The sequence below is a fragment of the Sphingomonas arantia genome, assembly GCF_042682045.1.
GTDB lineage: Bacteria > Pseudomonadota > Alphaproteobacteria > Sphingomonadales > Sphingomonadaceae > Sphingomonas_R > Sphingomonas_R arantia.
Genome location: NZ_JBHUGS010000002.1, coordinates 348,749 through 374,013, shown reverse-complemented (window position 1 = coordinate 374,013; position 25,265 = coordinate 348,749). Strand labels below are relative to the sequence as shown.

25 protein-coding genes are annotated in these 25,265 nt (G+C 68.8%); 14 read left to right on the top strand and 11 right to left on the bottom strand.

Going from position 1 to position 25,265, the window contains the following annotated elements:
• Window positions 1–112 precede the first annotated feature (112 nt).
• The 11 genes from ACFSGX_RS07515 (at window position 113) to ACFSGX_RS07465 (ending at window position 13,389) form a co-directional block, all read left to right on the top strand.
• Window positions 113–754, top strand: a complete 642-nt coding sequence (locus tag ACFSGX_RS07515; protein WP_380928781.1) for an XrtA/PEP-CTERM system exopolysaccharide export protein — start codon at window positions 113–115, stop codon at window positions 752–754.
• 49 nt (window positions 755–803) lie between these two features.
• Window positions 804–2,354: an XrtA system polysaccharide chain length determinant gene (locus ACFSGX_RS07510; protein ID WP_380928779.1), complete on the top strand. Its 1,551-nt coding sequence runs from the start codon at window positions 804–806 to the stop codon at window positions 2,352–2,354.
• Window positions 2,351–3,247: an AAA family ATPase gene (locus tag ACFSGX_RS07505; protein ID WP_380928777.1), complete on the top strand. Its 897-nt coding sequence runs from the start codon at window positions 2,351–2,353 to the stop codon at window positions 3,245–3,247. The genes ACFSGX_RS07510 and ACFSGX_RS07505 overlap by 4 nt, the downstream gene beginning before the upstream one ends.
• Window positions 3,248–4,870 carry a porin family protein gene (locus ACFSGX_RS07500; RefSeq protein WP_380928776.1) on the top strand — a complete coding sequence of 541 codons (1,623 nt, stop codon included), beginning with the start codon at window positions 3,248–3,250 and terminating at the stop codon, window positions 4,868–4,870.
• 49 nt (window positions 4,871–4,919) lie between these two features.
• Window positions 4,920–5,951, top strand: a complete 1,032-nt coding sequence (locus tag ACFSGX_RS07495) for an XrtA/PEP-CTERM system-associated ATPase (protein WP_380928774.1) — start codon at window positions 4,920–4,922, stop codon at window positions 5,949–5,951.
• Window positions 5,952–5,982: 31 nt separating this feature from the next.
• Window positions 5,983–6,825 (top strand): XrtA system polysaccharide deacetylase, encoded by an 843-nt coding sequence (locus ACFSGX_RS07490; protein WP_380930010.1) that lies wholly within the window; start codon window positions 5,983–5,985, stop codon window positions 6,823–6,825.
• An 82-nt stretch (window positions 6,826–6,907) separates the two neighbouring features.
• The gene (locus tag ACFSGX_RS07485) at window positions 6,908–7,978 is read left to right on the top strand and encodes a FemAB family XrtA/PEP-CTERM system-associated protein (protein WP_380928772.1); all 1,071 of its coding nucleotides are present in this window, start codon (window positions 6,908–6,910) and stop codon (window positions 7,976–7,978) included.
• Window positions 7,975–9,198, top strand: coding sequence for a TIGR03087 family PEP-CTERM/XrtA system glycosyltransferase (locus ACFSGX_RS07480; RefSeq protein ID WP_380928771.1), 1,224 nt, complete (start codon window positions 7,975–7,977; stop codon window positions 9,196–9,198). Before ACFSGX_RS07485 ends, ACFSGX_RS07480 begins: the two co-directional genes overlap by 4 nt.
• On the top strand, window positions 9,195–10,730 hold the full coding sequence (xrtA, locus tag ACFSGX_RS07475; RefSeq protein ID WP_380928769.1) for an exosortase A: 1,536 nt from the start codon (window positions 9,195–9,197) through the stop codon (window positions 10,728–10,730). The genes ACFSGX_RS07480 and xrtA overlap by 4 nt, the downstream gene beginning before the upstream one ends.
• On the top strand, window positions 10,730–12,625 hold the full coding sequence (locus ACFSGX_RS07470) for an XrtA/PEP-CTERM system amidotransferase (RefSeq protein ID WP_380928767.1): 1,896 nt from the start codon (window positions 10,730–10,732) through the stop codon (window positions 12,623–12,625). Before xrtA ends, ACFSGX_RS07470 begins: the two co-directional genes overlap by 1 nt.
• A 35-nt stretch (window positions 12,626–12,660) precedes the next feature.
• Window positions 12,661–13,389: a queuosine precursor transporter gene (locus ACFSGX_RS07465; RefSeq protein ID WP_380928765.1), complete on the top strand. Its 729-nt coding sequence runs from the start codon at window positions 12,661–12,663 to the stop codon at window positions 13,387–13,389.
• A 6-nt stretch (window positions 13,390–13,395) separates the two neighbouring features.
• Here ACFSGX_RS07465 and truA read toward each other — a convergent pair whose 3' ends face one another.
• Window positions 13,396–14,139 (bottom strand): tRNA pseudouridine(38-40) synthase TruA, encoded by a 744-nt coding sequence (gene truA, locus ACFSGX_RS07460; RefSeq protein ID WP_380928764.1) that lies wholly within the window; start codon window positions 14,137–14,139, stop codon window positions 13,396–13,398.
• On the bottom strand, window positions 14,136–15,038 hold the full coding sequence (gene fmt / locus ACFSGX_RS07455) for a methionyl-tRNA formyltransferase (protein ID WP_380928762.1): 903 nt from the start codon (window positions 15,036–15,038) through the stop codon (window positions 14,136–14,138). The genes truA and fmt overlap by 4 nt, the downstream gene beginning before the upstream one ends.
• 53 nt (window positions 15,039–15,091) lie before the next feature.
• Here fmt and recR point away from each other — a divergent pair, with 53 nt between their 5' ends.
• The 3 genes from recR (at window position 15,092) to ACFSGX_RS07440 (ending at window position 17,800) form a co-directional block, all read left to right on the top strand.
• Window positions 15,092–15,688 carry a recombination mediator RecR gene (gene recR, locus ACFSGX_RS07450; protein ID WP_157177544.1) on the top strand — a complete coding sequence of 199 codons (597 nt, stop codon included), beginning with the start codon at window positions 15,092–15,094 and terminating at the stop codon, window positions 15,686–15,688.
• A 38-nt stretch (window positions 15,689–15,726) separates the two neighbouring features.
• Window positions 15,727–16,254 (top strand): peptide deformylase, encoded by a 528-nt coding sequence (gene def / locus ACFSGX_RS07445; RefSeq protein WP_380928760.1) that lies wholly within the window; start codon window positions 15,727–15,729, stop codon window positions 16,252–16,254.
• A 73-nt stretch (window positions 16,255–16,327) separates the two neighbouring features.
• A complete protein-coding gene (locus ACFSGX_RS07440; protein ID WP_380928758.1) occupies window positions 16,328–17,800 on the top strand; it encodes a DNA recombination protein RmuC in 1,473 nt (490 codons plus the stop codon).
• Window positions 17,801–17,804: 4 nt separating this feature from the next.
• On the opposite strand, the gene ACFSGX_RS07435 is transcribed toward ACFSGX_RS07440, so the two are convergent.
• The 9 genes from ACFSGX_RS07435 to ACFSGX_RS07395 all read right to left on the bottom strand — a co-directional run bounded on the left by ACFSGX_RS07435 (window position 17,805) and on the right by ACFSGX_RS07395 (window position 25,217).
• Window positions 17,805–18,608 carry a TrmH family RNA methyltransferase gene (locus ACFSGX_RS07435; RefSeq protein WP_380928756.1) on the bottom strand — a complete coding sequence of 268 codons (804 nt, stop codon included), beginning with the start codon at window positions 18,606–18,608 and terminating at the stop codon, window positions 17,805–17,807.
• A 266-nt stretch (window positions 18,609–18,874) separates the two neighbouring features.
• Window positions 18,875–19,147, bottom strand: a complete 273-nt coding sequence (locus ACFSGX_RS07430) for an HPr family phosphocarrier protein (RefSeq protein WP_380928755.1) — start codon at window positions 19,145–19,147, stop codon at window positions 18,875–18,877.
• Window positions 19,144–19,551: a PTS sugar transporter subunit IIA gene (locus ACFSGX_RS07425; protein WP_380928753.1), complete on the bottom strand. Its 408-nt coding sequence runs from the start codon at window positions 19,549–19,551 to the stop codon at window positions 19,144–19,146. Before ACFSGX_RS07425 ends, ACFSGX_RS07430 begins: the two co-directional genes overlap by 4 nt.
• Before the next feature lie 7 nt (window positions 19,552–19,558).
• Window positions 19,559–20,473 (bottom strand): RNase adapter RapZ, encoded by a 915-nt coding sequence (gene rapZ / locus ACFSGX_RS07420; RefSeq protein ID WP_380928751.1) that lies wholly within the window; start codon window positions 20,471–20,473, stop codon window positions 19,559–19,561.
• Window positions 20,470–20,895 carry an HPr kinase/phosphorylase gene (locus ACFSGX_RS07415; RefSeq protein ID WP_380928750.1) on the bottom strand — a complete coding sequence of 142 codons (426 nt, stop codon included), beginning with the start codon at window positions 20,893–20,895 and terminating at the stop codon, window positions 20,470–20,472. Before ACFSGX_RS07415 ends, rapZ begins: the two co-directional genes overlap by 4 nt.
• On the bottom strand, window positions 20,892–22,484 hold the full coding sequence (locus ACFSGX_RS07410; RefSeq protein ID WP_380928748.1) for a sensor histidine kinase: 1,593 nt from the start codon (window positions 22,482–22,484) through the stop codon (window positions 20,892–20,894). Before ACFSGX_RS07410 ends, ACFSGX_RS07415 begins: the two co-directional genes overlap by 4 nt.
• A gap of 1 nt (window position 22,485) precedes the next feature.
• Complete coding sequence (locus ACFSGX_RS07405; RefSeq protein ID WP_157177554.1) at window positions 22,486–23,196, bottom strand: response regulator transcription factor; 711 nt, start codon at window positions 23,194–23,196, stop codon at window positions 22,486–22,488.
• 581 nt (window positions 23,197–23,777) lie between these two features.
• Window positions 23,778–24,215, bottom strand: a complete 438-nt coding sequence (locus ACFSGX_RS07400) for an NfeD family protein (protein WP_380928746.1) — start codon at window positions 24,213–24,215, stop codon at window positions 23,778–23,780.
• A 3-nt stretch (window positions 24,216–24,218) separates the two neighbouring features.
• Entirely contained in the window at window positions 24,219–25,217 is a 999-nt protein-coding gene (locus ACFSGX_RS07395) for an SPFH domain-containing protein (RefSeq protein WP_380928744.1), read from the bottom strand.
• Window positions 25,218–25,265: the final 48 nt, after the last annotated feature.

Here is a 25,265-nt window from a genome sequence, read left to right as displayed (position 1 = left end):
TTAAGACGCGAACTCCGGGACGTTCCTAACCGTATCTTCACCTGTATCGCCGATGCAGGTCCAATAATCGAGCGATCCGTATCGCCCCCTGCAAAAGCCCAAGGTGACCAAGATGATCGACACGCGTGCAACCGTCCTGACCCTGGCGCTGGTCGCCACCGCCATTACCGGTTGCGCAGGCGGCGGTTCGGCCGCGCCGCAGCTTCCGCCCGCGGCGTTCGTTTCGTCCACGCAGGGGCCGAGCGAGGATTATGTCATCGGGCCGCTCGATAGCCTGACGATCTTCGTCTGGCGCAACCCGGAACTGGGCGGCAAGGTTCAGGTTCGTCCCGACGGGCGCATCACGACGCCGCTGATCGCCGATCTACCCGCGGTCGGCCGCACCCCGGCGCAGCTTGCGGACGACATCAAGAACCGGCTCGCCACCTTCGTGCGTGAACCGCTGGTGTCGGTCATCGTCGACAATTTCTCGGGCACCTTCTCGCAACAGGTCCGCATCGTCGGCGCGACCGAGAAGCCGGCGTCGATCCCGTACCGCGCGAACATGACGCTACTCGACGCGATGATCGCGGTCGGCGGGCTCAGCGAATTCGCGTCGGGCAACAAGGCGCGCCTAGTCCGGTTCGATCGCGCGACCGGCAAGCAGATGGAATATAGCCTGCGCATCGGCCGCCTGCTTAAGCAGGGCGATGCCAAGGCGAACGTCGCGCTGCAGCCGGGCGACGTCATCATCATCCCGGAAAGCATGTTCTGATCCGCACGCGCGGCAACGAACCGGAACCGGACGGGAACGGCAGGTAAAGATGAACGGCCTCTACGACGAAGTGAAGATCGCGTTGCACTCGGTCTGGCGGCAACGCTGGCTCGCGCTCGGCGTCGCGTGGGCCGTGGCGTTGCTCGGCTGGCTGATCATCGCGCTGATCCCGAACAGCTACGAAAGCACCGCGCGCGTCCAGGTCCAGAACCAGTCGATGCTGAGCGACACGATGGGGATCAGCCCCAACGATCAGCAGGGCGACATCGACCGCGTCCGGTCCGCGCTGCTGTCGGCCGCGAACCTGCGCAAGGTCGTGCTGGGCAGCGGCATGGCCCCGGTCGGTGCCGACGACGGCACGATCGACGGACATATTGCTACGCTCCGCAACGCGGTGACCGTGAAGGCGCTGCCCGACAACATGTTCGAGATCAGTGCGCGGATCTCCGCCGGTGGTAACAGCGACGCGCACAACGCCGTCCTGGCGCGTCGCGTGGTGGAGCAGCTCGTCACGATCTTCTCGACCGAAAACGTCATGGGCGGCCGCGAGGAAGCCGGTCAGACGCTGACCTTCCTGAACCAGGAACTGGCCCGGCGTGCCGCACAGCTGTCGGAGGCGGAGGCACGCCGTGTGGCGTTCCAGCAGAAATATATGGGCCTCCTGCCCGGCGTCGGCTCGTTCGAGCAGCGCGCGGAGCAGAAGCGTGCCGAACTCAGCCAGGTCGAAACCGAACTGGTTTCCGCACAAAGCGCGCTGGCGGCGATGGGTGGACAGCTGGCAAGCACCCCCGCCACGATCCCCGCGCCTTATTATGGCGGCGGTGGCGCTGTCGGCGGCGCACGCGGTCGTCTCTCGGCGCTCGAAGGGCAGCTGAGCGAGGCGATGGCCCGCGGGCTGACCGACCAGCATCCCGACGTGATCGCCCTGCGGTCGCAGATCGCCCGGACCCGGTCCGACGTCGCGCGTGAACCCGCCTCGGGCGGCGGCGGCGCAGGGACGGTGCAGAACCCGGCCTATGCCTCGATCCGTTCGCTCCAGGCGGATCGGCAGGGGACCGTGTCCGGCCTGTCGCAGCGCCGTGCGGCGTTGCAGGCCGAGATCGGCTCGCTGTCATCGCGCCAGGCGTCGGAACCGACCGTCGCCGCGGAACAGGATCGGCTCAACCGCGGTTATGACGTCCTGAAAACGCAATATGACAAGCTGCTGGCTGATCGCGAGCAGGTTCAGTTGCGGGCAGACGTCAGCACCAAGACCGACGCCGTCCGAGTACAGGTCATGGATCCGCCGTCCGCACCACAGGTGCCGGTCGCACCGAAGCGGCCGCTGCTGCTGGCCGGGATTCTGATCGTCGCGCTGGGTGCCGGGGCAGGGGTCGCGTTCGCGCGCGGCCAGCTGACGACGACCTACCCAACCGCGGGTAAGCTGGCGTCGGCCACGGGCCTGCCGGTCCTCGGATCGGTGTCGGAGGTGGTCACCCCGGCGCAACAGGCGGTGCGGCGCAAGCATACGCTGCGCTTTGCCGGCGGTGTCGCTGGTCTGGTCGGCTGCTTCCTGCTGTTGATGACCATCGAATTTATCCAGCGGGGGCTGGTAGCATGAGGAACGCCCCGATGACCGAACCCCGCCGATCGCTGTTCGAGCGCGCCGCCGACGTCTACGACTTCAATGCCGCAGCGCGTGCACGGTTGCCCGGCCCCGGGTCCGACCCGCGCCCGCCGCTCGAACTCGGCCGCCGGTATACGGACGCGGCTCGCCCTGCGACGCCCAATCGTCGCGGATCGGTTGCGCGCGACGCGCTGACCGCCGCCGGATTCGTCATGCCCGACGCCGGCGTCACGGCGATTGCCGAGGAATTCCGACTGGTGAAGCGCCAGTTGCTCCAGGCCGCGACCGCGGCCGATGCCACGCCGCGCGACCGGATGCTGCTCGTGGCATCCGCGTTGCCGGCCGAAGGCAAGACGTTCTGCGCGGTCAATCTGGCACTATCGATCGCGGCGGAAAAGGACTTCGAGGTCCTGCTGGTCGATGCCGACGTCGCCAAGCCGACGATCCCCGCGCTGCTGGGGCTGGAGGACGGCCCCGGCCTAATGGACGCGATCGCCGACCCGCGGCTCGATGTCGAAGGGTGCATCATCCGGACGGACATCGGCAATCTGTCGGTTCTGCCGGCCGGCAGCATCCGCAACGATGCGACCGAGTTGCTCGCATCCGACCGCACCCGCGCGGTCCTCGACCGGATCGCGACGCAGCGCACGAACCGCATCGTGCTGTTCGATTCGCCTCCCGCGCTTGCGGCGTCGCCCGCATCCGAACTGGCCCACCATGTCGGCCGCGTCGTGATGGTGGTCCGCGCAGATCAAACCGGCGAGACGGAACTGCGCGAGGCCGTTGCCCTGCTGTCCGGTTGCGACGACATCCGTCTGCTGCTGAACGCGGCGGCGCTGGCGTCTGGCGGCCGGCGCTTCGGGTCCTATTACGGGCAGGTCGGCTGAATGCGTTCGACGACCATCCTGGCCACGGCAATCGCGAGCGTCGGCATGCCCGGTGCGGCCGCGATCGCGGCGCCGCGTACCACCTATATCACGCCGTATATCGAGGCGTTGCAGGTGCTCGACGTGCCGATCACCGGCGGACGGGACGTGCTGACCTACAGCGTGCTCGCGGCCGGGGTGGATGCCGGCGCGAGCGGACGGCGGCTCGAGGGAACGCTCAGCTATCGCTACGAACGGCGCTTCCCCTGGGGCGGCGACGGCGGCGTGCCGAGCGATACGCATAACGGGATCGCGCGCGGCAGCTTCCAGCTCGTGCCCAACTTCCTGACGCTCCAGGCCGGCGGCATCGCCACCCGCACGCGCGTCGATGCGCGCGGCGGCGGCGTCGATTTCCTCGGCCGCGGCAACAACGTCGCGCAGGTCTATGGCGGTTATGTCGGCCCGAGCCTGACCACCCGCGTCGGCCCGCTGGACATCAACGCCGGCTACCGCTTCGGCTATGTAAAGACCGACAACGGGTTCGGCGGCGACGACGGCGCCGATCTTGGCACCGGCCAGTTCGGGCTGAACCGCTACGACAGTTCCGTCAGTCACCTGGCGAACGCCAGCGTCGGCATGAAGCCTGGCCAGCTGCCGTTCGGCTGGACGCTGTCCGGCTCCTATTCGCGCGAAGATGCCAAGCCACTCGACCAGCGGTTCGGGAACAAGTTCGTCCGGGCCGAGGTGCTGGTCCCGGTCGCTCCCACGCTCGCGCTGACCGCCGGCGTGGGATACGAGGATATCCGCGTGTCGCAGCAGGCTGTGCAGCGGACCGCCGCGGGCCTGCCGGTTGTGGACAGCAAGGGTCGTTTCGTCGGCGACCGGTCCGCGCCGCGGCAGATCGCCTATGATTTCGATGGGCTGTTCTACGACGCGGGCGTCATCTGGCGCCCCAGCCGGCGGACGACGCTCGTTGCCACCGTGGGGCGGCGCTACGGCCAGCTGGCGGTCACCGGATCGTTCAGCCACCAGATCAATTCGCGCAGCGGGCTGACGATCGGTGTCTATAACGGCATCGACAGTTTCGGCCGGTCGATCGGCAACAACCTGTCCGCTTTGCCGACGCAGTTCTCGGTGCCGCGCAACAGCCTGAACAACCGGTTCGACGGGTGCGTGTTCGGTAACCAGGGCACCGGCGGCTGCTTCAACGATGCGCTGCAATCGGCCAGCACGTCCAACTACCGCGCCCGCGGCGTCAACGCGCTCTACACCAACCGCCGCGGCGCGTTGTCGGTGGGGCTCGGTATCGGCTATGACGAGCGACGCTATCTCGGGCCGGTGCTGGTCGCCAACGGGATCGCGTACGACAATGTCACCGACCGCAGCGTGACCGCGCAGGCCAACGCGACCATCACCCTCGACGAACGGTCCAGTCTGGCGAACCAGATCTTCGTCGGCTGGTTCGAAAGCGGCCTGCCGGACACCGACGGCGTGCTGACCGGCGGCGTGTCGAGCAGCTACTATCGTCGCCTGACCGACCGGTTGAGCGGCAACGCCACCGTCGCGATCTTCGCGACCGACCAGCAGGAATTCGATACGGACGTGACGGGGCAGTTGCTCGTCGGGGCGCGTTACGCATTCTAGGCCAACGTTAAGGATTGCGCGGATACAGTGCCGCGCAGGAGACGCCACTATGTACCAAGATCATTATGGGCTGACCGATCGCCCGTTCCAGCTGACGCCCGACCCACGTTTCTGGTTCGAAAGCGCCACCCACCGCAAGGCGATGGCCTATCTGGGCTATGGCCTGGCGCAGGGCGAAGGCTTCATCGTCATCACCGGTGACATCGGCGCGGGCAAGACCACGCTGGTCGCGCATTTGATGGAGACGGTCGATCCGCAGCGCCTGACCGCGGTCCGGCTGGTGTCAACGCAGGCCGACGCCGACCAGCTTGTCGCATTGGTGGCGCAGGCGTTCGGCGTCGGCGGCGGTGCGCACGACAAGGCGGCACTGATCGACCGGATCGAACGCCATCTGGTCAACGAGGCGCGCTCCGGCCGCCGCACGCTCCTGATCGTCGACGAAGCGCAGACGCTGTCGCTCGGCGCGCTCGAGGAGCTGCGGATGCTGTCGAATTTCCAGACCGGCAACCAGCCGCTCCTCCAGATCTTCCTGCTTGGCCAGCCCGAGTTCCGCGAGCTGTTGCAGCAGTCGGACCGGCTGGAGCAGTTGCGCCAGCGCGTGATCGCGACGCATCACCTCGATCCGATGACCGCGAACGAGGTCGAACCCTATATGCTCCACCGCCTCGCGCGGGTCGGCTGGGCGGGCAATCCGGATTTCGAGCCCGCCGCGTACGACGCCTTTTTCCGCCATTCGGGCGGCGTGCCCCGCAAGCTGAACCAGATCGCCGGCCGCGTCCTGCTCGCTGCTGCGGTCGAGGATCGGACCGTGATCGATGCGGCGCTGGTCGACAGCGTGGCGTCGGAGATGGACGGCGATGCCAACCGCCCACGCGTCGCCGCCGAAAACGAACCGCGCCTGCGCAGCGCGTCGGTCACGCCACTCCGTGCCGAACCCGCGTACGACGCCCGGTTGAATGCGATCGAGGCGCGCCAGGATGAACTCGAGTCGTCGCTGCGCCGCGTGCTCGGCCTGCTGATCGACTGGGTCGAAAGCGATGCGCCGCTGCGCTCCGATCGTTCGCGCCACAACGCGGCCTGATCGTCTCATGCCCGACGCCCAGTCCGTGCCCATGCGCAACGCGATGTCCGTCGATCTGGAGGACTGGTTCCACGTCGGCGCGTTCGAGAACGTGATCCCGCGTTCGGACTGGGCGGGTTGCGAGGACCGCGTCGCGCGGAACGGGGACGCGGTGCTGGCGCTGTTCGATCGGGTGGGGGTGAAGAGCACCTTCTTCACGCTCGGCTGCGTCGCGGCGCAGCATCCGCAGCTGATCCGCAAGATCGTCGCGGCCGGGCACGAGATCGCCAGCCATGGCTGGGATCACAAGCGCGTGTTCACCCTGACGCCAGACGAGTTCCGTGCCGACCTGGAAAATGCGCGCGCCGCGATCGAGGATGCCGGTGGCGTCCGCGTGACGGGCTACCGCGCGCCGAGCTTCTCGATCGACGCCCGCACACCCTGGGCACACCCGGTGCTGGCCGAGGCGGGCTATACCTATTCGTCCAGCGTCGCGCCGGTCCGGCACGATCATTATGGCTGGCCCGAGTCGCCGCGCTACATCTGGCGGCCGCTGGCGGACAGTCCGCTGATCGAACTCCCCGTCACCACCGCGCGGATCGGCGGCCGCACGCTGGCGGCAGGGGGCGGGGGCTTCTTCCGCATGCTGCCCTACGCCTTCTCGCGTTGGGCGATCGGCCGCGCGAACGGGATGGAAGGGCGCCCGGCGGTGTTCTACTTCCACCCTTGGGAGATCGACCCCCAGCAGCCGCGCGTCGCGAACGCCCCGCTCCGCTCGAAACTGCGCCACTACAGCCGGCTGTCCGCGATGGAGGGCAAGCTGGAACGGCTCCTCAAGGAGTTCGCCTGGGACCGCACCGACCACGTCGTCGCCCGCCAGGCCGCAACGCTGTGAGCCAAAGCTCCCTCGAGGGTTCCCCGGCGCAGGCCGGGGCCTAGACACAACCTTGTCGCAAGAGCACCTAACGCCGTATCCAGTGCATAGGCCGCATGGTGAGACGCGGCCTGCCGTCACCGGCTTGTCGGTGCGCAACGTCATCACCGACGCCGCGCAGGTCGCTCGCTGTGACGATTATGCCCGCCAGCACGCCGACGGCACGCCGTTCCACCTCTCCGCCTGGAACCTCGCCGTTTGCGCAGGCTGCAAGCAAACCCCGCACCTCCTCGCCGTTTATCGCGCCGAAACCCTAGTCGGCATCCTCCCGCTGACCGAAGTCCACTCCGCTCTATTCGGTCGAGCACTCGCCGCCACCGGTTTCGCGGTCGCGGGCGGCATTCTCGCGGACGACGACACCGCCGCCCAAACGCTTGCCGACGCCGCGGTCGCGCTCGCCGCACGCTCATCCTGCCCCTCGGTCGAACTCCGCGGCGGCTGGCTCCCCGCCGCCTGGCACCGCGACGACACGACCTATGTCGGCTTCACCCGCCCGATCGCCGCGGACGACGCAGCCGAACTGCTTGCCATCCCGCGCAAGCAACGCGCCGAGGTCCGCCGCGCGCTCGGCAACGACATGACCGTCACCACCGGTCGCGACGCGGCGGAGCGCGCCGATCACCATTCGGTCTACGCCGCTAGCGTACACAATCTCGGCACGCCGGTGTTCCCGGCCAAGCTGTTCGGCTCGGTGCTCGACCGGTTCGGAGACGACGCCGACATCCTGACCGTCCGTCACGAGGGGCGGCCGATCGCATCCGTGCTCAGCCTCTATCATCGCGGCACGGTGATGCCCTATTGGGGCGGCGGGACGACGGAGGCCCGGTCCATGCGCGCCAACGACCTGATGTATTATGCGTTGATGGGCCATGCCCGCGCGCGCGGATGCACGCGGTTCGATTTCGGCCGGTCGAAGGTCGGCACCGGCGCCGCCGCGTTCAAGCGCAACTGGGGCTTCGATCCGCAACCGCTGTCCTACGCGGTCCACGGCGACACCCCGCGCGAGATCAATCCGCTCGATCCGAAGTACCAGGCGAAGATCGCGCTGTGGAAGAAGCTGCCCTTGCCCGTCGCGAACCTGATCGGCCCCTGGATCGCGCGGGGGCTGGGGTGAGCCGCGACATCCTGTTCCTCTGCCACCGCGTCCCGTTCCCGCCCGATCGCGGCGACAAGATCCGGTCGTTCCATATCCTGAAAGCACTGTCCGCGCTCGGCCGCGTCCACCTGCTGACCTTTGCCGACGATGAGGCCGACGCCGCGCATGTCGCCGGACTGGCACCGTGGGTGTCGTCGTCAAAGGTCATCGTCCGCCGGCGCGGGCGAGCGTTCGGGGCGGTGGCCGCGCTCGCGTCGCGCCGCCCGGTGTCGCTCGCGATGTTCGACGATCCCGCGATGCGCCGCGCGGCGAACGGCCTGCTGGGCCGCGTGCGGATCGATACGGTCTACGCCTTCTCCGGCCAGATGGCGCAGTTCGTGCCGCACGACATCACCGCCCGTTTTCTGATGGATTTCGTCGACGTCGACAGCGCCAAGTTCGACGGCTACGCGGCCACCGCCGGCCTGCTCTGGCGACAGGTGAACGCGCGCGAAGGCCGGCTGCTGGCGGACTTCGAAGGCAAGGTGGCCGAACGCGCCGACCTGTCGCTGTTCGTCAGCCGAGCGGAGGCGGACGTCTTCGCCCACCGTCATCCCGCCGTCTCCGGCCGCGTCGCCGCGCTGGAAAACGGCATCGATCTCGCCACCTTCGATCCGGACGCCGACATCACCCCGGTTTCGGCGGGCGACGGTCCGCTGATCCTGTTCACCGGCCAGATGGATTATGCCCCCAATGTCGAGGCGGTCGACGGGTTCGCGCGCGACATCCTGCCCGCCGTCCGCACTTCGTACCCCACCGCACGCTTCGCCATCGTCGGCCGCGCGCCGGTCCCCGCGGTGCGTGCACTGGCGACTCTGCCGGGCGTCATGGTCGTCGGCGAGGTTCCGGACGTCCGCCCCTGGCTCGCCGCCGCCGACGTCGTGGTCGCTCCGCTGAAACTCGCGCGCGGCATCCAGAACAAGGTGCTGGAGGCGATGGCGATGGGCAAGGCGGTCGTCGCCAGCCCGTCCGCGCATGAGGGGATCGACGCCGAACCCGGTCGCCACCTGATCGTCGCGGGGCCGGACCGTCAGGCCGACGTCGTCCGCGCACTGATCGCCGATCCCGTCCGTCGCGCCACGCTCGGCCGCGCCGCGCGCGCGCGGATGGTGGAGCGCTACGGCTGGGACCGCGTGCTCACGCCGCTGGCGCCGATGGTGACGGGCCAAGGGGACGCACGCGCGATCGCGGCCGAATGACCGCGATGCGTGCGGTGCCGGTCGCGCCGGAAACCACCGATACCCGTGACGCGTGGGCGGCCGCCGTCCCGATCGTGATCGCCGCGATGCTTGCCGTGCTGTTGCTGTTCGGTGGCGATGCAGCGGACATGGCGCGCATCTGGTGGACCAGTTCGACCTTCGAACATTGCCTGTTTATCCTGCCGCTGATCGGCTGGCTGGTGTGGCAGCGCGCACCAGAACTCGCTCGGCTCTGCCCGCGCGGTTGGGCGCCGGGGCTGCTGATCGTCGCCGCGGGGGCCGCCGGCTGGCTGCTCGGCCATGCTGCCGGGGTCGCGATCGCGCGGCATCTCGGGCTGGTGCTGATGCTGCAGGGCGTGGTCGTCGCGACGCTCGGCCCGGCGGTCACCCGCGGGCTGCTGTTCCCCCTCTGCTACGCCTTCTTCCTCGTGCCGGCGGGGGAGGGGCTGGTGCCGCCGCTTCAGGCGATCACGGCGCAGATGTGCATGGCCCTCCTCCATCTGTTCGGCATCGCCGCGCGGCTCGACGGCATCTTCATCACCACCGCGCATGGCTGGTTCGAGGTGGCGGAGGCCTGTTCCGGCGCGAAGTTCCTGATCGCGATGGTGGCGCTCGGCGCGCTCGCCGCAAACGTCTGCTTCCGCAGCATCCGCCGCCGCATCGCGTTCATGACACTGGCGATCGTCATCCCCGTGCTCGCCAACGGCGTGCGGGCGTTCGGCACCATCCTGGTCGCGAACTATACCGACACCGATGTCGCCGGCAGCTTCGATCATGTCGTCTACGGCTGGGTGTTCTTCGCCGTCGTGATCGGACTGCTGCTCGGGCTCAGCTGGCGCTTTTTCGATCGCGCGCCGGACGATCCCGCGTTCGACCCCGCGCGGATCGAACCGGTGCCGCCGCACGCCGATCCGCGCCGCCGCGTTGCCGTCGCGGTGGCGGCCGTGCTGATCGCTGCGGCACCCGTCACGTGGACCGAACTCGCCGCTTCCGGCGGCCGCCTCGCCCCGGCCGCCATTGCTCTACCCTCTCCGAACAGTTGGACGCCGGTGTCCGCAACGCACGGTCTGCCCTGGGCACCGCGCTTCCCCGGTGCGGACCGGTTCGCACTGGCGCATTACCGCGCGGCGGACGGCACCGTCGTCGATCTCGCGATCGCGGCGTACGGCGATCAGGAGGAGGGCCACGAGGTCGTCGGCTACGGCATCGGTGCGGTCGATCCGCAGAGCCGCTGGACATGGGGGGCGGACGGCGCAAAGGTCGCGGATGGCCGGGCGATGCGGATCGTCGGGCCGGGCGATACGCCGCGCGACGTCCTGATCTTCTACCGCATCGGCACCCTCACCACCGGCAGCGAGACTCGCGTGAAACTCGAAACCCTCCGTGCGCGGCTGACCGGAGCACCACAGCGCGCCGTCGCGATCATCCTGTCGGCGCAGGCCCCACGCGGCGGCACCGCGCGCCCGGCGCTCGACCGGTTCCGCGCCGCGATCGGGCCGATCGACGCACTTGCCGACCGGGCGACGCGCTGATGTGCGGCATCGCCGGCATCTTCCACCGCGAGACCGGCAAGCCCGTCGATCCCGCGCGCGTCCGCGGCATGACCGACGCGATCGCGCATCGCGGGCCGGACGGCGCGGGGGTCTGGACCGGCAGCGGCGTCGGGCTCGGCCATCGCCGGCTCGCCATCATCGATCCGACGCCGGCCGGCGCGCAGCCGATGCTGCTCGACCATCTGACGATCGTGTTCAACGGCGAGATCTACAACTTCGCCGAGGTCCGCGCCGAACTGTCGCTCGCCGGCCACCGCTTCCACACCGATTGCGATACCGAGGTCATCCTGCACGCCTACCGGCGCTGGGGGCCGGCGTGCCTCGACCGGTTCAACGGCATGTTCGCCTTCGCGCTGCACGATGCGGCCGAGAACACGCTGTTCCTGGCGCGCGACCGGTTCGGCGTGAAGCCGCTGTTCTACGCGACGCTGTCCGACGGCGCGCTGCTGTTCGCGTCGGAACTCAAGGCGATCCTGGCGCACCCGCTGTTCCGTGCGGTGCCCGACCTGACCGCGATCGACGATTATCTGGCCTATGGCTATGTCCCCGACGACGCCTGCATCGTGGCGGGGGTCAGCAAGCTGCCCGCCGGGCACCACATGCTCGTCCGCCGCGGGCAACCGCTGCCGGCCCCGACCAAATGGTACCAGCTAAGCTTCGCCGATCGGGCCACCGGCAGCGTCGCCGCGCTGACCGAGGAGCTCGACGCCCGCCTGCGCGACGCCGTCCGGTCGCGGATGGTGGCGGACGTACCACTCGGGGCGTTCCTGTCCGGCGGCGTCGATTCGTCGGGCGTCGTCGCGATGATGGCGGAGGCCAGCCCGCACGCCGTCCAGACCTGTTCGATCGGGTTCGACAGCGCCGGCTATGACGAGACGCGCTATGCCCGCATCGTGGCGGACCGGTTCGCGACCGACCACCGCGAACGGACGGTTGCGGCGGGCGACTTCGGCCTGATCGACACGTTGGTCGCCGCCTATGACGAGCCGTTCGCGGATGCCTCCGCGCTGCCGACCTACCGCGTCTGCGAACTGGCGCGCGAGACGGTGACGGTGGCGTTGTCGGGCGACGGCGCGGACGAGGCGTTCGCCGGATATCGCCGCCACGCCTTCCACGCCGCGGAGGAGCGCGTGCGCGGGATGATCCCGGCCAGCTTGCGCGAACCGGTGTTCGGCCGGCTGGGTGCCGCCTATCCGAAGCTCGCTTGGGCGCCGCAAATGTTCCGCGCAAAATCGACACTGCAATCGCTGGGGCAGAGCGGGGCGGAGGCCTATGCCACCGCGGTCGGCATCACGTCGCACGCCGATCGCCACGCGCTCTACGCCCCCGGCTTCGCGCGCAGCCTGTCCGGCCACCGGGCGGAGGACCGCTACGTCAAGGCGATGACCGACGCCCCGGCGCGCGACCCGATCGACCGCGCGCAATATGCGGACATGCAGATCTGGCTGCCCGGCGACATCCTGACCAAGGTCGACCGCGCCAGCATGGCGGTCAGCCTGGAGGCGCGCGAACCGCTGCTCGACCACCGGCTGGTCGAATTAGCAGCCCGGCTGCCCGCGTCGATGCGGCTGCACCGCGGGCAGGGCAAGTGGCTCCTGAAGAAGGCGCTCGCCCGCCGTCTGCCGGACGAGATCCTGTATCGCCGCAAGATGGGGTTCGTGACGCCGATCACCGCCTGGTTCCGCGGGCCGCTGGCGGCGGAGGCGCAGCGGATCGGCGAGGGTTCGGCACTGTCCGCGACCGGCTGGTTCGACGGCGCACGCCTGAAATCGGTTGCGGACGACCATCGCAGCGGCCGTGCCGACCATGGCCGCCTGCTCTGGCAGCTGCTGATGCTCGAAAAATCGCTGACCCGCCTGTTCGGTGTCGCCTAATAAGAGCCACTGCCCACGGAATCACGAGGCCCAGCGTGACAGACCAGCCCTCCGCGACCGCGCTCGGCGACCGCCCGTTTCGTTACTACGATCTCGTCATGGTGGCGTTCGTCACGATCCTCCTGCTCAGCAACGTCATCGGCGCGGGCAAGCGCGCGGTGGTCGACCTCCCGTTGATCGGACCCTGGCCGTTCGGTGCGGGGCTGTTGTTCTTCCCGATCTCCTACGTCATCGGCGACGTGCTGACCGAGGTCTACGGCTATGCCCGCGCGCGGCGCTGCATCTGGGCGGGGACCGCGGCGCTGCTGTTCATGGCGGCGATGTCGTGGATCGTCGTGCGGATGCCGCCCGACGCCGGCTGGACGGGGCAGGCGGCATACGAACAGGTGTTCGGCCAGGTCCCGCGCATCGTGTTCGCCTCGATCTGCGCATTCTGGGCGGGCGAGTTCGCCAACGCGCTGGTCCTCGCCCGGCTGAAACTCCGCACCCGCGGCCGGCATCTCTGGATGCGGACGATCGGCAGCACGATCGCGGGGCAGGGCGTCGACAGCCTCATCTTCTACCCGCTGGCCTTCTACGGCGCGGTCGGCTGGTCCGGCGATGCGCTGCTGATGGTCATGCTCAGCCAGTTCGTGCTGAAGGTGACGTGGGAGGTCGTGCTGACCCCCGCCACCTACGCCGCGGTCGGGTTCCTGAAACGCCGCGAGGGGATCGACGTGTACGACGACGACACCGACTTTACGCCGTTCCGTACGCGGGTCTGATCCGGCTCAGTCCGGATAGACCGCCCCGGTAAAATACAGCCCGTCCGGCGGCGCGTTCAGGCCGAGCCGCGTCCGATCCCGCGCCTCCAGAGCATCTGCCATATCCGCCACCGACCAGCGGCCGCGCCCGACGAGCATCAGGCAACCGACCATCGACCGGACCTGATGATGGAGAAACGACCGCGCCTCGGCATGGATGTCGATCCCGTCGGCGGTCCGGGTCAGCTCCAGCCGTTCGAGCGTGCGAACCGGGCTGTCCGCCTGGCAATGCGCGGAGCGGAACGTCGTGAAGTCGTGCCGCCCGACCAGGACCCGTGCCGCCGCCGCCATAGCGTCGGTATCGAGCGGCGCGCGGACATGCCACGCCCGCCCGGCATCGAGCGCCAGCGGCGCGCGCCGTTTGACGATCCGGTAGCGATAACGCCGCCCGACACAGGAAAAGCGCGCATGCCAGTCGTCCGCGACCGCCACGGTGGACAGGATCGCCACGGGCTGCGGGCGGAGCAGCGCGTTGAGTCCCTCGCCGAGCCGAAACGGATCGAACGGGCGGGCGATGTCGACATGCGCGGTCATCGCCTCGGCATGGACGCCCGCATCGGTGCGCCCGGCGGCGGTCACGGCGGCGGGTTCGCGCGTGATGGCCAGCACCGCCGCCTCGATCGCGGCCTGCACGCTCGGCCCATGCGGCTGCCGCTGCCAGCCCATAAAGGGCCGTCCATCGAACTCCACTGTCAGCCGGAACCGCGTCATGCGATCCGCGTGCCGACGGGCACGGCAAAGCCGCGGAGCAGTTCGCCGGTCGTCATCACGCCGCGGCCCGCACGCTGCACCGCGGTCGGCCGGATCGCGCCCGTGCCGCAGGCGATCGTCAGCCGATCGTCGAGCACGGTACCCGGAGGTCCGTTCCCCTCGACCACCTCCGCCGCCATCACCCGCACCCGGTCGCCCGCATGTTCGAACCAGGCCCCCGGCGCCGGCGCAAAGGCGCGGACCTGCCGCTCGACCGCCGCTGCGCTGCCACTCAGGTCAAGCCGCGTCTCCGCCTTGTCGATCTTCGGCGCATAGGTCGTCTCTCCCTCCTGTGCCACCCGCGGGTACGCATCGATATCGCCTAGCACCCGCACCATCAGCGCCGCGCCCATCGCGGCGAGTTCCGCGGTCAGCATGCCCGCGTCCTTGCCCGCGATCGCCGTCCGCCCCTCCAGCAGCACCGGCCCGGTATCGAGCCCGCGCTCCATCTGCATGATGCCGACGCCCGTCTCCGTATCGCCGGCCAGGATCGCGCGCTGCACCGGCGCCGCCCCCCGCCAGCGCGGCAACAACGACCCGTGGACGTTCAGGCACGCCAGCCGGGGCGCATCCAGCACCGCCTGCGGCAGGATCAGCCCATAGGCGGCGACCACGCCGACATCGGCACCGAGCGCCGCGAACGCGGCCTGCGCCTCCGCATCGCGCAGCGACAGCGGACAGCGGACGAGCAGGCCAAGCGCCTCCGCCCGCGCCTGCACGGCGCCGGCCCGCAACGCCTTCCCGCGGCCGGCGGGGCGGGGGGGCTGGCTGTAGACCGCGACGATGTCGTGCCCGGCCGCGACCAGCGCGTCGAGCGTCGGCACCGCGAAATCGGGGGTTCCCATGAAGATGATACGCATCCACCCCCTGAAACGCTTGGCAAGCCGCGATGCAAGCCCATATCGCTATCCGCATGGCATCCACCGAAATCGAAGGGCTCGTCCAGGCGCTCGCCCGCCTCCCTGGCCTCGGCCCGCGCTCCGCCCGCCGCGCCGCGCTTCACCTGCTGAAAAAGCGGGAAAGCGCGCTTGCCCCGCTGTTGCAGGCGCTGGGGGCGGTGGCCGATCGGCTCGCGACCTGCGGCGTCTGCGGCAATGTCGACACCAGCGATCCGTGCGCGATCTGCCGCGACGATCGCCGCGACCCGCGTATGCTCTGCGTCGTGGAGGATGTCGCCGACCTCTGGGCGCTCGATCGGTCGCGGCTGTTCCCGGGTCGATTCCATGTCCTTGGCGGCCGGTTGTCCGCGCTGGAGGGAATCCGCCCGGAGGATCTGACGATCGACGCGCTGCTCCGCCGGGTCGCTGCCGGCGGCATCGACGAGGTCGTGCTGGCGATGAACGCCACGCTGGAGGGCCAGACGACGGCGCATTATCTGGCGGAGCGGATCGAGGCGTTTCCCGTCCGCCTGACACAGCTCGCCCACGGCCTCCCGGTCGGCGGCGAACTCGATTATATGGACGAAGGCACGCTGGCACAGGCGTTGCGCGCGCGCCGGCCGATCGTGTGAGCCTTGACCCGTCCGCCGCCAAATCCTAGCTGCGCGGCATGGCCATTCTTCCAATCCTCGAAATTCCCGATCCGATCCTGCGCGATATCTCCGCACCGGTCGCCCCCGACGACGCGTCGCTGCCGCAGCTGATCGCCGACATGTTCGAAACGATGTACGATGCGCCCGGCATCGGCCTCGCGGCGATCCAGATCGGCGTGGCGAAGCGCGTGATGGTGATCGACCTGCAGGAAGAGCAGGACGAGGACGAAAAGCCGATCCGCCACCCGCGCGTCTTCATCAACCCGGTGATCAGCGAGCCGTCGGAAGAGGTCTCGTCCTACAACGAAGGCTGCCTGTCGATCCCGGAATATTATGCCGAGGTGATCCGCCCCGCCAGCGTCCGTGCGCAGTGGACCGACGAGACCGGCGCTGCCCACGACGAGCGGATCGACGGCATGCTCGCCACCTGCGTCCAGCACGAGATGGACCATCTGAACGGCGTGCTGTTCACCGACCATCTGTCCAAGCTGAAGCGCGACATGGCACTTAAGAAGGTCCTGAAGGGCCAGCGCCTCCGCCGCTGATCGGACCGGCAGCGTTGCCATTCGGGTCGGAACACGGCATTGTTGCCATAATGTTCTTGCCCAAGGTGCTTCGATGGACGGTCAACTGATACTCCTGCTGCTGGTGGCGCTGGCCGTCGGCGTGATGCTGGGCTGGCTGCTGTTCGGACGCGCGACCGCGACGCTGCGGACGGAGCGCGACGCGGCGGTGGAACGTGGCCGGGTCGCCGAACAGGGCTTGGCGGTCGCTGAGGAGCGCGCGCGCGACGCGGGGCTGGTCCGGCAGATGCTGACCGAGGTCACGCGCGAACGCGACGACGCACGTCAGGCACTGGCGACCGCCGACGCGACCGCCGCGCGCGTCCCAACGCTGGAAGCGCGGCTCGCCGAGGCGGTGCAGCGCGTCGAGACGCTGGCCGGTGAACGCGCCGCCTTCGTCCGCGGCGAGGCGGAGCGGGCGCGGGCCTATGAAGAGCAGACCGCCCGGCTGGGCGAACTCGAGGCGCGGCTCGATGCCCGCTTCAGCGAACTGGCGGGCAAGGCACTGGGCGATGCGCAGAAGGTGTTCCTGGAACGCGCCGATGCGCGCTTCCGCCAGTCGGAGGAGAAGAGCGGCGTTGAGCTGAAGGCGCTGCTGCAGCCCGTCCGTGAACGGCTGCAACGCTATGAGGAGACCGTCACCAAGGTCGAGCAGGATCGGCGACAGGAATATGGGACGCTGACCGGCCTGATCGCCTCGATGCGCGACGGGCAGGACGCGGTGCGCAGCGAGGCGGCCAAGCTCGTCAACTCGCTCCGTTCCGCCCCCAAGGCGCGCGGCCGCTGGGGCGAACAGCAGCTCCGCAACGTGCTCGAAAGCTGCGGCCTCGCCGAACACACCGACTTTCAGATGGAGGTCAGCATCGCCGACGGCGAAGGGGAGGGCGGTCGGATGCGCCCCGACGCGATCGTCCGCGTGCCGGGCGGGCGGGCGCTGGTGATCGATGCCAAGGTGTCGCTGAACGCCTATCAGGACGCGTTCGGCGCGGTGGACGACCGCGAACGCACGCTGGGGCTCGCCGCGCACGCCGCATCGATGCGCGCGCACGTCAACGGGCTGGGCAACAAGGCCTATTGGTCGCAGTTCAGCGACGCACCCGACTATGTCATCATGTTCGTGCCGGGCGAGCATTTCCTGACCGCCGCGTTGGAGCACGATCCGACGCTCTGGGACTTTGCGTTCGACAAGCGCGTGCTGCTCGCCACACCGACCAACCTGATCGCGATCGCCCGCACCGTGTCAGCGGTCTGGCGGCAGGAGAAGCTGGCCGCCGAGGCGCAGCAGATCGGCGAGCTGGGCAAGGAGATGTACGACCGGCTCGCGGTGGCCGCCGGGCACCTCAAGACGGTCGGCGGCGGGCTGTCGACGGCGGTCAACAACTACAACAAGTTCGTCAGTTCGTTCGAAGGCCGCGTGCTCGTCACCGGCCGCAAGTTCCGCGATCTGAACATCGAGACCGGATCGAAGGCGATCGAGGATTCGGTCCCGGTCGAAGCGCTCCCGCGTTACAGCGAGGCGGCGGAGTAGGGGGCTAGCCGCGCCGCCACTGGTTGCGGATCTCGTACGCCGCCACCGCAGTCGCGACGGCGGCGTTCAGGCTGTCCGCCTTGCCCAGCATCGGGATCTTCACGCGGAGGTCGGCGGCGGCGGCATAGTCGGCGGGCAGGCCCTGCGATTCGTTGCCGACCATCAGAAAGCTGGGGGTCTGATAAGTCGGCGACTGGTAATCCACCGCACCGTCCAGCGCGGTCGCGACAAGCTGACCGGGGCCGGCGCGGAGCCAGGTCAGAAAGTCCGGCCAGCGCGCGGTCGCCAGCTTCTGCGTGAAGATCGCGCCCATCGACGCGCGCACCGCCTCGACCGAGAACGGGTCCGCGCAATCGTCGATCAGGATCAGGCCGCCGGCTCCCACCGCGTCGCCGGTCCGCAAGATCGTGCCGATATTGCCCGGATCGCGCAGCGCCTGCGCCACGATCCACAGGTCCGCCGACCCGCGGTCGATCAGGTCGAGGTCGGTCGCCGGCTCGTCGAACACGCCAAGCACGGCCTGCGGATTGTCCTTGCCGCTCAGCTTCGACAGGATGTCGCGGTCGGTCTGGATCGCCTCGCCGCCCGCACCCTCGACCGCGGCGATCAGCGCATCGACCAGCGGATGCGCCGCCCCCTCGGGCGCGTAGAACACCCAGTTCGGCACGCGCCCCATCTCGCGCGCCTCGGTCAGGATGCGCAGTCCCTCCGCCAGAAACAACCGCTCCAGCCGCCGGCCCTTCTTCTCGCGCAACGATCGCACGCGCTTGATGAGCGGGTTGGAGAAGGCGGTGATGGTGCGGGGCATGATCGAAGCTTTCGGTGGGGCTCGCTGGCGGTGTTCGCTCATCCGCCGGTAGGACAGCGGCGGCTCGGTCTAGCCGTGCCAAGCATACTCGGTTGGATAATCGTCGATCAAACCGCCCACAAATCCGTTTGGTTCGAGCCTGTCGAGAACCCGGCACCGAGTTCTCGACAGGCTCGAACCAAACGGGGCGGGGAGTGGATCAAACCGTTTGTCGTATGGCGGCGGGTGCCGCCGTGATGGGAAACGGGAGCACGCGAACTTCAGCCTCAATCCTCGCCGAACTTGTTCTCGACCAGCGCTACCAGCAGATCCAGCGAGCGTTCCGCACCCGGTCCCTCGGCGGATATCTTCACGCTGTCGCCCATCGCGGCGCCCAGCATCATCAGCCCCATGATCGACGTGCCGGTCACGCTCGACCCGTCTTTCTCGACCTTGATCGCCGCTTCCTGTTGCGCCGCGAGCGTCACGAACTTCGCACTGGCCCGCGCGTGCAGGCCGCGGCGGTTGGTGACCTGGACGGTGCGCGTACAGTCGCTCATGCCGCCGCGACTCCCAGGACCTCGGACGCGACGGAGATATATTTGCGGCCCGCATCGCGCGCGGCGGCGACGGCGGGCTGGACCTTCAACGTCTTGCGCGCGCCCTCCAGCCGGATCAGCATCGGCAGGTTGACGCCGGCGATCACCTCGACCCGGCCCGGCTCCATCAGCGAAATCGCCAGGTTGGACGGCGTGCCCCCGAACAGGTCGGTCAGCAGGATGACGCCCTTGCCGCGGTCGACCTCGGCCACCGCGCGCGCGATGTCCGCGCGGCGGGCCTCCATGTCGTCGTCCGGCCCGATGCAGATCGGCACGATCGCTTCCTGCGGTCCGACGACATGCTCCATCGCCGTCACGAACTCCGCGGCCAGCCGGCCATGCGTCACCAGAACCAGTCCGATCATTGTCGCATCATGCCTTCTTCGCAGCCCCGTCGCCAGCGGACTCACGGGCGGCATCGCCCAGGTCCCGATGCAGAACCGTGGGCGAAAAGCCCGCATCGCGCAACCGCTGGCCGACGCGTTCGGCCACGTGAACCGAGCGGTGACGCCCCCCGGTGCATCCGAACGCGACCGTGACGTAGGATTTTCCCTCGGCATGGTATCGCGGCAACAGCGTCAGCAGCAGATCCTCGATCCGCCCGACCACGTCGGCATAGGCCGGATCGCCGGCGATATGATCGATCACCGGCTGGTCCTGCCCGGTCATCGGCCGCAGCGCGCGGTCCCAGTGCGGGTTGCGCAGGAACCGCATGTCGAACAGCAGATCGGCGTTGCGCGGCACTCCGCGCGAGAAACCGAACGACATGACGGTCAGCGTCGGCGTCTCGTCCGTCGCGCCGAACCGCCCCCGCACCTCGGCCTGCAACGCGTTGGTCGATAGCTCCGTCGTGTCGATCAGGTGATCCGCCCCGCGCCGGACCGCGGCGATCAGGTCGCGTTCACGCAGGATGCCGTCCGCCGCCGGCCGGTCGAGCGCCAGCGGATGCCGCCGCCGCGTCTCCGAAAAGCGCCGGACCAGTTCCGGTCCGCCGCAATCGAGGAACAGGATTTCCGCCGTCCCGCCGCGCTCCACCCGCAACCGGGCAATGCGGGCGACGATCTGTTCCGCGTCGAACCCGCGCGTCCGCATGTCGATGCCGATCGCCAGCGGCCGGTCCTGATCCTCCGCCCCCGGCGCGCTGGGCGCGCCGAGCAGCCGGTCGAGCAGCGCCAGCGGAAAATTGTCGACCGTTTCCCAGCCCATGTCCTCGAACGTCTTGAGCGCAGTCGTCTTGCCTGCCCCCGACATGCCGGTGACCAGGATGATGCGGCTCGGTTCGGTCATGACGCTATCCTTGCGAGCGCGAGTTCGAGCTTGATCGGCGCGGACGCTTCGAACGCGGCGAGCGCGATGCAGGGCAACATAACACCAGCAATCGACCGTTCCGCCGCGTCCGGCATCCGCACGACGGCCTCGCCCAGATCACAGAGCAGCGCAACTGGGACAGACGCGACATGCGGCATCGCGACGATCCCGATCCCGCGCACCTCCATCCGCCCCGCGATCGTGGCAGGGGGCGTGGCGATGGCGACCGCGCCCGTGCGCCGCACCACCGTGTAGTCGTCGCTGACCAGCACCCATCCGCGATCGATCAGCCGCAACGCCAGGTCCGATTTACCAGCACCCGACTGCCCGAACAGCAGCACCGCGCGGCCATCCCGCGCCACCGCGGTTGCGTGAACAGTCTCGCTGCCCGCCTCGTTCACAACTCCGCGGCCGGCAGGTCGATGACGAAACGCGCACCGCTCGCCCCGCTGTCGCGGTCGCGCACCGTGATCCAACCCTGATGCCCCTCGACCGTCGCCTTGGCGATCGCGAGGCCGAGGCCGCTATGCCGCCCGAACGTCTCGCCCTCCGGCCGCACCGAATGGAAGCGTCGGAAGATATCCTCGCGCGATGCCGCCGGAACGCCCGGGCCCTCGTCCTCCACCCACACCGTCACCCGGTCGCCGATCCGCGTCGCACCGATCTGCACCAGGCCGTTCTCGGGCGAGAACGACACCGCATTGTCGATCAGATTCTCGACCACGCGCGTCAACCGCGATCCGTCGCCCAGCACGACGGCGCTGCCGCGGTGTGGGCGGGCAAAGGCGATCCGCACGCCACCGTCGATCCCGCGATCTTCGCGCGATCGGGTCAGCCCTTCGATCATGGTGCCCAGATCGACGAACTCGAACTTCGCGCGCGCCAGTTCGGAGTCGACGCGCGATGCCTCCGAAATATCGGTGATCAGCCGATCCAGCCGCCGGACATCGTCATGCACGATCGCGATCAGCCGGGCGCGCAACTCCGCGTCGGTCACAACATCCAGGCTATCGATCGCCGACCGGAGCGAGGCGAGCGGGTTCTTCAGCTCGTGCGTCACATCCGCGGCGAACGCTTCCGTCGCGTCGATCCGCTGGCGCAGCGCCTGCGTCATGTCGGAGAGCGCCCGCGCCAGCATGCCGATCTCGTCGCGCCGGCTGGGCAGGCGGGGCACCTGCACCTCGCGCGATCGGCCGAGGCGCACGCGCTGCGCCGCAATGGCGAGATGACGCAGCGGCCGCGCAATCGTCCGCGCCAAAAACAGCGACAACATGACCGACGTCAGGATGACGACCAGCAGGACGATGCCCAGCCGCAACCGTTCCTCCCGCACGATCCGCGTGATGTCGCGCGCATTGCCGGTGATGAACAGCACGCCGCGGCCCCGCATCGGCAGCGGGCTCGCCACCGATACGACCAGCGTCCGGTCCGGCGCGCGCCGCACATGCGCCTCCACCGGGTCGCCGGCCAGCACGGCGCGGACTTCGGGCCAGGCGGCGGCGCGGTCGAAATCGGGCTCCACGAACATCTCCGGCACGTCCGCGCCCACGACCATGTCGACGCCGCGATCCAGCGCGCGTGCCACCTGCCGTCGCCAGCCCTCGGTCGCCGGATCGCGCAGTTCGTAGGTCGGCGCCTCGTGCCGCCAGCTGTCGTCCATCAACCGCCCGTCCGGGCCGTACAACCGCAACCGCAGCTTCGTCGACTGCCCCAGCCGGGCGATCAGGGCGGAGCGATCGGAAGGCCGCGCGGCGTCGATCGCCTCACCGATCAGCGTGGCCTGCACCGTCGACTGGTCGATCCGCTGATCGATCAGCCGCGACCGGTAGCTGTCGAGATAGAAGAAGCCGCCCGCCAGCAGCGCCAGCGCGAAGATGTTGACCGCCAGGATGCGCGTGACCAGCGTCCATCGCCCGGACCAGGCAAGCGCCAGGTCGCGGTCCAGTTCGTGATTGCCCGTGCTTTTGCCGCGGGGCCGGAATGTCGACATCCTATTCCTCGGAAAAACGATAGCCGACGCCGTACAGCGTCTCGATCGCCTTGAACTCGCCGTCTACCTGCCGGAACTTGCGGCGCAGGCGCTTGATGTGGCTGTCGATCGTGCGATCGTCGACATAGACGTCGTCCTGATACGCCGTGTCCATCAGCGCGTCGCGCGACTTCACGAACCCGGGGCGCTGCGCCAGCGCCTCGAGGATCAGGAACTCGGTCACGGTCAGCACGACCTCCGCGCCCGCCCATTGAACGCGGTGCCGCGCGGGATCCATCGTCAGCCGTCCGCGCACGATGCGCTCGGCGGCCGGGGCGGGCTCACCCTCCGCATCGGGCACGGCGCGTGCCTCCGACCGGCGCAGGATGGCGCGGATCCGGGCGATCAGCAGCCGCTGCGAAAACGGCTTGGTGATGTAGTCGTCGGCACCCATTGCGAGGCCGAGCGCCTCGTCCAGCTCGTCGTCCTTCGATGTCAGGAAGATGACCGGCACCGCGCTCTTCTCGCGCAGCCGACGAAGCAGCTCCATCCCGTCCATCCGCGGCATCTTGATGTCGAGCACGGCCAGGTCGGGCGGCGAGTCGATCAGCGCCTTCAACGCCGTGTCGCCGTCCGAATAGACGCGCACCGCGAACCCTTCGGATTGCAGCGCGATCGATACGGACGCCAGTATGTTGCGATCGTCGTCGACGAGCGCGATGGAAGCGGACATTCCGGGCCTTTCCTCCACATCCGGCAAGGCCACCGGTTAGCGGATAGGCCGGATAAGGGCAACGCGGACGCACGGCCAGTCCTGTCAACGCTGTCGGTGATATTGCCGCCATGGCGCGCCTGCGCTATCGCCGGGTACACAAGAAGCAAGCCGATCCCCCAGCCGGGACGAGCTAGGCTCATGTGCAGGAGAGTTGCCCAACCGACCGTTCGCCGCCCATGCGGCCACGCCCGTCGATGGCCGAACATGCGGTGCCGCATGTCCGCACGACGCGCCCCGCGCAGCAGCGGACGGTCATTGGTTGCCACTCCCGTCATCATCGAGATCGAGCTTTGGCGGGATGATATGTCCTGCAAATGTCCAAGCCGGCTGTTCCGCCGTTGTCACAGCAGGGCCGTCGCCGTTGTCCCGGCACGCTGCTGACGAGATCAGCCATTCTCAAACAGCGAGTTTTTCAGGTGGTCGTGCGTTGGGGATACTCTACCCGGAGCGCTCGGCAACATGCTCAGGCCGCCAAACTCCAGTTGGTCGGGACGCACCATCGCCCACGGCTAGACCCGCGAACGAAAGCTTGCCCGGCCTCACCCAGACCGCGCCACCACCAGTCGTCCCTGGTCATGCCCGATCACATGCATGCGCGTGCCGGCTGGCGTGTCCGGCCCGCACGCTGCCCACACCCCGTCGCCGACCCGGACACGCCCGACACCGTCCTCGATCGCCTCGACGACGACCACCTGTTCGCCCACCAGCCGCGCCAGCCGGTCGTTCAGTAACGGATCGGCGCTCTGCGACGGATGCCGTTTGATCACGCTGCGCCCGGCCTGAACCGTTGCCAGCGCCGCGACCGCGAATGTGCCCAGTTGTGCGGCCAGCGCCATGCCGGTCACCAAAGTCGCCAACCCGGTCAGCAGCGCCGCAAACCCCAGCCAGATCAGAAATATGCCGGGCAGCGCAATCTCCGCGATCGCGAGCAACAGTCCCAGCACGATCCACAGCATCGCCGGATCGATCGTCGGCATGCCTCAGCTCTCCGGCCCGGTGACGCGCGGCACCGACGGCGCGGCATTCTCCGACGCCCGCGGTTTCAGCGGTGCTTCCTGCCGCGGACGATCGCGGTCGCCCATGATCTCGCGGGTCAGTTCGCCGATGCCGCCAAGGGTGCCCATCAACTGCGTCGCTTCTACCGGAAACAGGATCGTCTTCGCGTTCGGGCTGGTCGCGAACTTGCCTATCGCCTCGACATATTTCTGCGCGACGAAATAGTTGATCGCCTGTGTTCCGCCTGTGCCGATCGCGGTCGACACCGTCTCGGTGGCGCGCGCTTCCGCCTCCGCCTCGCGCTCGCGGCCCTCGGCGTCGCGGAACGCGGCCTCGCGGCGGCCCTCGGCCTCCAGGATCTGCGACTGCTTCTGCCCCTCGGCACGCAGAATCTCCGACGCGCGGCTGCCCTCCGCTTCCAGGATCTGGGCGCGCTTCTCGCGTTCCGCCTTCATCTGCCGCCCCATGGCGTTCACGATATCGGCGGGCGGGCGGATGTCCTTCACCTCGACCCGCGTGATCTTGATCCCCCACGCATTGGTCGCGTGATCGACGACCGACAGCAGCCGCGCATTGATCTCGTCGCGCTTCGACAGTGTCTCGTCGAGGTCCATCGATCCCATCACGGTCCGCAGGTTGGTGGTCGTCAGCTGCATGATCGCGACATAGAGTTCGCTCACCTCATACGCCGCCTTCGCCGCGTCCAGCACCTGGAAGAACACAACGCCGTCGACCGAGACCATCGCATTGTCGCGCGTGATGATCTCCTGCCCCGGAATATCCAGAACCTGCTCCATCATGTTGACCTTGCGACCGATCCTGTCGACGAACGGGACGATGAAGGTGAAGCCGGGCCGGGCGACAGCCGTGAAGCGGCCGAACCGCTCGATCGTATATTGGTAGCCTTGCCGCACCACCGTGACACCCGCGCCGATGAAGACGACGACCAGTAACGCGAACACCCCGAAAACAATCGCCGCCATATCCAACCCCATCCCCGTTAGCGTCTTAGTCTGGACCTCCCGGTGGTC